General features: G+C 73.8%; 6 protein-coding genes. 3 read left to right on the top strand and 3 right to left on the bottom strand.

What is annotated here, in order from left to right:
- Positions 1 to 207 precede the first annotated feature (207 nt).
- On the top strand, positions 208 to 1,869 hold the full coding sequence (locus tag AC0CYZ_RS17355; RefSeq protein WP_472217548.1) for an HNH endonuclease signature motif containing protein: 1,662 nt from the start codon (positions 208 to 210) through the stop codon (positions 1,867 to 1,869).
- A 31-nt stretch (positions 1,870 to 1,900) separates the two neighbouring features.
- On the opposite strand, the gene AC0CYZ_RS17350 is transcribed toward AC0CYZ_RS17355, so the two are convergent.
- Positions 1,901 to 2,173, bottom strand: a complete 273-nt coding sequence (locus AC0CYZ_RS17350; RefSeq protein ID WP_472217546.1) for a helix-turn-helix domain-containing protein — start codon at positions 2,171 to 2,173, stop codon at positions 1,901 to 1,903.
- A gap of 49 nt (positions 2,174 to 2,222) precedes the next feature.
- Here AC0CYZ_RS17350 and map point away from each other — a divergent pair, with 49 nt between their 5' ends.
- Positions 2,223 to 3,026 carry a type I methionyl aminopeptidase gene (gene map / locus AC0CYZ_RS17345; protein ID WP_472217544.1) on the top strand — a complete coding sequence of 268 codons (804 nt, stop codon included), beginning with the start codon at positions 2,223 to 2,225 and terminating at the stop codon, positions 3,024 to 3,026.
- A gap of 9 nt (positions 3,027 to 3,035) precedes the next feature.
- On the opposite strand, the gene leuD is transcribed toward map, so the two are convergent.
- The gene (leuD, locus tag AC0CYZ_RS17340) at positions 3,036 to 3,626 is read right to left on the bottom strand and encodes a 3-isopropylmalate dehydratase small subunit (protein WP_472217542.1); all 591 of its coding nucleotides are present in this window, start codon (positions 3,624 to 3,626) and stop codon (positions 3,036 to 3,038) included.
- Positions 3,627 to 3,637: 11 nt separating this feature from the next.
- Positions 3,638 to 5,077 (bottom strand): 3-isopropylmalate dehydratase large subunit, encoded by a 1,440-nt coding sequence (gene leuC, locus AC0CYZ_RS17335; protein ID WP_472217540.1) that lies wholly within the window; start codon positions 5,075 to 5,077, stop codon positions 3,638 to 3,640.
- A gap of 64 nt (positions 5,078 to 5,141) precedes the next feature.
- Between leuC and AC0CYZ_RS17330 the strand changes: the two genes are divergently transcribed.
- On the top strand, positions 5,142 to 5,653 hold a 512-nt coding region (locus AC0CYZ_RS17330; protein ID WP_472217538.1), incomplete at its 3' end, for an IclR family transcriptional regulator.

Genomic DNA, 5,653 nt, shown 5'->3' with positions numbered 1-5,653 from the left:
CGCCCACACCAACCGGACGACCCTGCAGCTGGCCCGCTGGATGCTCGAGACCAGCCGCGCCCGGGCCGGCACCCGCGACCGCGTGCACGACCGGCGCCGGGCCGGGAAGATCGTGGCGGCGTCCCTGGGCTGGTCGGAGTCGTACGCCGCCCGCCGCCTCGAGTTCGCCCGGCAGGTCCTCGAACGCCTCCCGCCCTCGGTCAGGCCATGGCCACCGGCGTCCTCGAGGAGTACAAGGCCGGCATCTTCACCGGCACGCTCGCCGAGCTCGACACCGCCCAGGCCCGCACCGTCGTCGAACGCGTGCTGCCGGTCGCACCGGGCTTGGCGTTCAAGCCCTTGCGGGAGCGGATCGAGGCCGAGGCCGAGGCGGTCGACCCCGCCTGGGCCGAAGCCCGGCGGGCCGCCGCGATCGCCCACAGCCGGGTCACGTTCCGCACCGCCCCGTCCGGCGCCGCTGAGCTCTGTGGACTCGACCTGCCCGAGGAACCCGCCCAGGACGCCCACGACCGCATCGTCGCCCTCGCCCAACTCGTCGCCCGCCGGCTGCGCAGCGCCGGGATGGATGCCCCCATCGGCCCGATCCGCTCCGAGGTCATGCTCACCCTGACCGGCCCGGCCGGAGCCGGGATGTGGGACCGCGACGTCATCGAGCACGTCGTCGAACGCTTCGGCGGCCCTGCGGGTGATGACCCCGACGACGGCGGACCCGACGATGACGGACCCGACGACGGCGGCCCGGACGACGGCGGCCCGGACGACGGCGGCCCGGACGACGGCGGCGACCCGCTGGAGTCCGACCCCGACGCCACCGAGCCCGGCACGCGCGGCACCGACGCCGTCGAGAAGCCGCCGTGGCGGGTGCCGTTCGCCCCCCGCGTCGCGCTTCGCGTCGGACTGCGCACCGTGCTCGGCCTCGACCGCCGGCCCGGCACACTCCCCGGCCGTGGCGTCGTCGCCAACTCCGTCGCCGTCGCGATGGCCTGGAACCGCGTCCGCAGCACCTACCGGGTCCTGCTCTACGACCCCTCGGGCGCCCTCGAGTACGCGCTGACCGTCCGCCCGCCCCGGCGCGGCGAACCACCCCCGCACGCCGACCAACGTCGACGCCACGTCGTCGAGCTCACCGCCTACACCCACGAGCTCGACACCCTCGCGGCCGGCATCGCCGGGGAGCGCCTCGCCCTCGACGGCCGTCCACCACCCGGCGGGGTCCTCATCCGCGGCGACGCGCTCGGCCTGCTCCGGCGGGCTGCCGCGGCGCTGGCCGCTGCGCGCGCCCGGCCGGACGAGGAGCACCCCGCCCGCACCCAGGCCGAGATCGGCCACCGCTACCCGAGCGCCGCCCTGCGCACCTGGGTCCGGGCTCGCGACCAGACCTGCCGTTCCCCGGGCTGCGCCGCCGACGCCACCACCTGCGACCTCGACCACACCCTCCCCGTCGCCGACGGCGGAGTCACCCGCGCCGACGACCTCGGCCCCTTCTGCCGACGCGACCACACGTTCAAGCACCGCCCCGGCTCCGGCTGGACCGTGGTCCAGTCCAGGCCCGGGCGGTTCGAGTGGACAGGTCCCACCGGTCGGGTCCACGTCAGGGAGCCCGGGCCCTACGACCCGATGCCCGATCCCGCTCCGCGTACCGACGACGACCACGCCGAGCTCCCCGCCATGGCGCTCGACCCGCCTCCGACCCCCCCGCCCGGCAGTCCTCGGCGAAACAAGCACGGCTATCTCACGGAAGCCGCGATCGACACCGCCGCCCGCCTCCGAGAGCGCGCCCGCCGCCGCACCGGTCAGCCGGACCTCGACGCCCAGCCCGACCCCGACCCCGACCCCGACGACAGCTTCCCCGAGGAGCCGCCCTTCTGACCCGAGGCAGCGCTCGCTCGCGGGTCGCCCGTCAGGCCGTTCTCGGCTCCTCGAGATCGTCGGCCGGACCGCAGGCATCGACCAGGGCGTCGAGCGGCAGGCACAGCTCCGCGGCCAGGGCCGCGACCGTGAAGAAGGCCGGGGTGGGCACCCGACCCGACTCGATCTTGCGCAGCGTCTCCACAGGCATGCCGACCGACGCCGCGACGGACGTCATCGCCCGCGTCCCGCGCGCGTCGCGCAGCACCTCCCCGAGGCGACGGCCTCGCTCGCGCTCCTCGGGGGTCAACGGCACACGCACCATGACCGTGATACTAATACCGGGATTCTTATCCCGAGCCCTGGAGTCCGTCGTGATCGAGCTCAAGACCCCCGACGAGATCGAGCTGATGCGCCACGCCGGGCAGATCACCGCCGCGGCCCTGGCCGCCGTCCGCGACGCGGCCGAGGTCGGGGTGCGGCTTGACGAGCTCGACGAGGTCGCCGCCGCGACCATCGCCGCAGCCGGCGCCGAGGCGCTGTTCCTGGGCTACCAGCCGCGGTCGGCGCCCTCGCCCTACCCCGGCGTCAGCTGCATCAGCGTGAACGACGCCGTCGTCCACGGCATCCCCGGCCGGTACGTCCTCGCGCCCGGCGACCTCGTCTCCGTCGACTGCGGGGCGCGGTACCGCGGCTGGAGCGGCGACGCCGCCATCACCTTCATCGTCGGGAAGCACCCCGACACCGGGATCACCCGCGGCGACGAGGCCCTCATCGCCGCCACCCGGGCCAGCCTCGACGCCGGCATCGCCGCCGCCCGCCCGGGCGCCCGGCTCGGGGACGTCGCGCACGCCATCGGCACCGTCGCGCGATCCACCGGGTACGGGCTGATGGAGGGCCACGGCGGGCACGGCATCGGGCGCGAGATGCACGAGGATCCCCACGTCCCCAACGAGGGCCGACCCGGCCGTGGACTCCGGCTGCGTCCCGGCCTCGTGCTCGCCCTCGAACCGATGCTCATCGCGGGCGGCACCGACGCCTACGACGAGGACCCCGACGGCTGGACGCTGCGCACCACCGACGGCAGCCGCGCCGCCCACATCGAGCACACCGTGGCCGTCACCGAGCACGGGCCCGAGGTGCTCACCCAACCGGTGAGCACCTACGCGGAGCGGTGATCCCCGGACTCAGACCAGGGTCGTCGGCTTGTGGGAGGGCCGCGTCTGCTCGTAGGCCGTGATGTCCTCCTCGTGGCGCAGGGTGAGCCCGATGTCGTCGAGCCCCTCGATGAGCCGCCAGCGGGTGTAGTCGTCGACCTCGAAGCGCACGACGAGGTCCTCGGCCGTCACCGTCTTCGCGTGCAGGTCGACGGTGAGCTCCATGCCGGGCCGCGACTCGATCTTCTTCCAGAGCAGTTCCACGTCGGAGTGCTCGACGGTCGCCGCCAGCAGGCCCGCCTTGGACGAGTTGCCCTTGAAGATCTCGCCGAACCTCGAGGAGATCACCACCCGGAAGCCGTAGTCGAGCAGCGCCCAGACGGCATGCTCCCGCGACGACCCCGTGCCGAAGTCGGACCCGGCCACGAGCACCGAGCCGCGGTTGTAGGGCTCGGTGTTGAGCACGAACGACGGGTCCGCCCGCCAGGAGGCGAACAGCCCGTCCTCGAAGCCGGTCCGCGTGACGCGCTTGAGGTAGACGGCCGGGATGATCTGGTCGGTGTCGACGTTCGACATCCGCAGCGGGGTGCCGATGCCGGTGTGGGTCGAGAACTTCTCCATGTCGTGTCCCCTCAGGCCGTCGTCAGCACGGACGGCGTCAGGTCCTCGGGCGAGGACAGCGTGCCCCGGACGGCGGTGGCGGCGGCGACGAGCGGCGACACCAGATGGGTCCGACCGCCCTTGCCCTGCCGGCCCTCGAAGTTGCGGTTCGACGTCGAGGCGCAGCGCTGCCCCGGCTCGAGCTGGTCGGCGTTCATGCCTAGGCACATCGAGCACCCGGCCGAGCGCCACTCCGCGCCGGCCTCGGTGAACACCGCGTCGAGGCCCTCCTCCTCAGCCTGGGCCTTGACGCGCATGGACCCGGGCACGACGAGCATGCGCACCGAGTCGGCCACGTGGTTGCCGCGGATGACGTCGGCCGCCGCGCGCAGGTCCTCGATGCGGGCGTTGGTGCACGAGCCCAGGAAGACGGTGTCGACGGCGATGTCGCGCAGCTTCGTGCCCGGCGTCAGGTCCATGTAAGCGAGGGCCTTGCGCGCAGACGCAGCGGCGTCCTCGTCGGCGATCTGGTCGGGGTCGGGCACCTCCTCGGCGAGCGGGAGGCCCTGGCCGGGGTTCGTGCCCCAGGTGACGAACGGCGTGAGCGACGCGGCGTCGATGTGCACGACGGTGTCGAACTCCGCGTCGTCGTCGGTGCGCAGCTCGCGCCAGGCCTCGACCGCGCGGTCCCACTCCTCGCCCTGCGGCGCGTGCGGTCGGCCCTTCAGGTACTCGAAGGTCGTCTCGTCCGGGGCGACCATGCCGGCGCGCCCGCCGGCCTCGATCGACATGTTGCACATCGTCATGCGCGCTTCCATCGACATCGCGCGCACCGCCTCGCCGCGGTACTCCATCACGTAGCCCGCGGCACCGCCGGTGCCGATCTTCGCGATGACCGCGAGGATGACGTCCTTGGCGGTCACGCCGTGGCGCAGCTGGCCGGAGATCTCGATGGCCATCGTCTTGAACGGGCGCAGCGGCAGCGTCTGGGTGGCGAGCACGTGCTCGACCTCCGAGGTGCCGATCCCGAACGCGAGCGCGCCGAACGCGCCGTGGGTGGAGGTGTGCGAGTCGCCGCACACGACCGTCGTGCCGGGCTGGGTGAGCCCCAGCTCCGGGCCGATCATGTGGACGATCCCCTGGCCGAGGTCGCCGATCGAGAACAGGCGGACGCCGAACTCCTCGACGTTGCGCCGCAGGGTCGCGACCTGCGTCGCCGAGGTCTTGTCCGCGATCGGCGCGAGGATGTCGATGGTGGGGACGTTGTGGTCCTCGGTGGCGATCGTGAGGTCGGGCCGGCGGACCGTCCGGCCGGCGAGGCGGAGCCCGTCGAAGGCCTGCGGACTGGTCACCTCGTGCACGAGGTGGAGGTCGATGTAGAGCAGGTCGGGCGCGGCGTCCTCCCCGTCACCCGTTCCGCCTGCACGGACCACGTGCTGGTCCCAGACCTTCTGCGCGAGTGTGCGTCCCACCGTCTCACCTCTTGAGTTCCCCACTCCGTAGACATCTCACAGAGTGGGACTATTGTGTCGTCCCGTGGGACAGACTAGCGGAATCGGCGTGCTCGACAAGGCGGTGGGGGTGTTGCGGGCCGCGGCCGTCGCCCCCTGTGGCCTGGGCGAGCTGTGCGAGCGCACCGGGCTCCCGCGCGCGACGGCGCACCGCCTCGCCGTCGGCCTGGAGGCCCACCGCCTCCTGGAGCGTGACGCGGAGGGCCGCTGGCGGCCCGGGCCCGCCCTGGCCGAGCTCGCGCACGGCCACCACGATCCGCTGCTGACCGCGGCCGAGGAGGTCCTGCCCACGCTGCGCGACCTCACCGGCGAGAGCGTCCAGCTCTACCGCCGTGAGGGCGACTCCCGGGTGTGCGTCGCGGCCTCGGAGCCGGCCTCGGGCCTGCGCGACACCGTGCCGGTCGGGGTGCGGCTGCCCATGACGGCGGGCTCGGGGGCGCGGGTCCTCGCCGCCTGGTCGGAGCCCGACGTGGCCCTCGTCGACGGGCGGACGCCGGCCGAGGTGTTCGGCGGCGACCTGCTCGCGGAGGTCCGGCG

The organism is Actinomycetospora sp. (assembly GCF_055612215.1).
Note: the sequence above shows the minus strand (reverse complement) of the source record. Positions and strands in the feature narration are given on the sequence as shown.

Coding starts and splice junctions, on each gene's coding strand:
- AC0CYZ_RS17350 (WP_472217546.1), bottom strand. CDS start 2,173: ATGGTGCGTGTGCCGTTGACCCCCGAGGAGCGCGAGCGAGGCCGTCGC.
- leuD (WP_472217542.1), bottom strand. CDS start 3,626: ATGGAGAAGTTCTCGACCCACACCGGCATCGGCACCCCGCTGCGGATG.
- AC0CYZ_RS17355 (WP_472217548.1), top strand. CDS start 208: ATGGCCACCGGCGTCCTCGAGGAGTACAAGGCCGGCATCTTCACCGGC.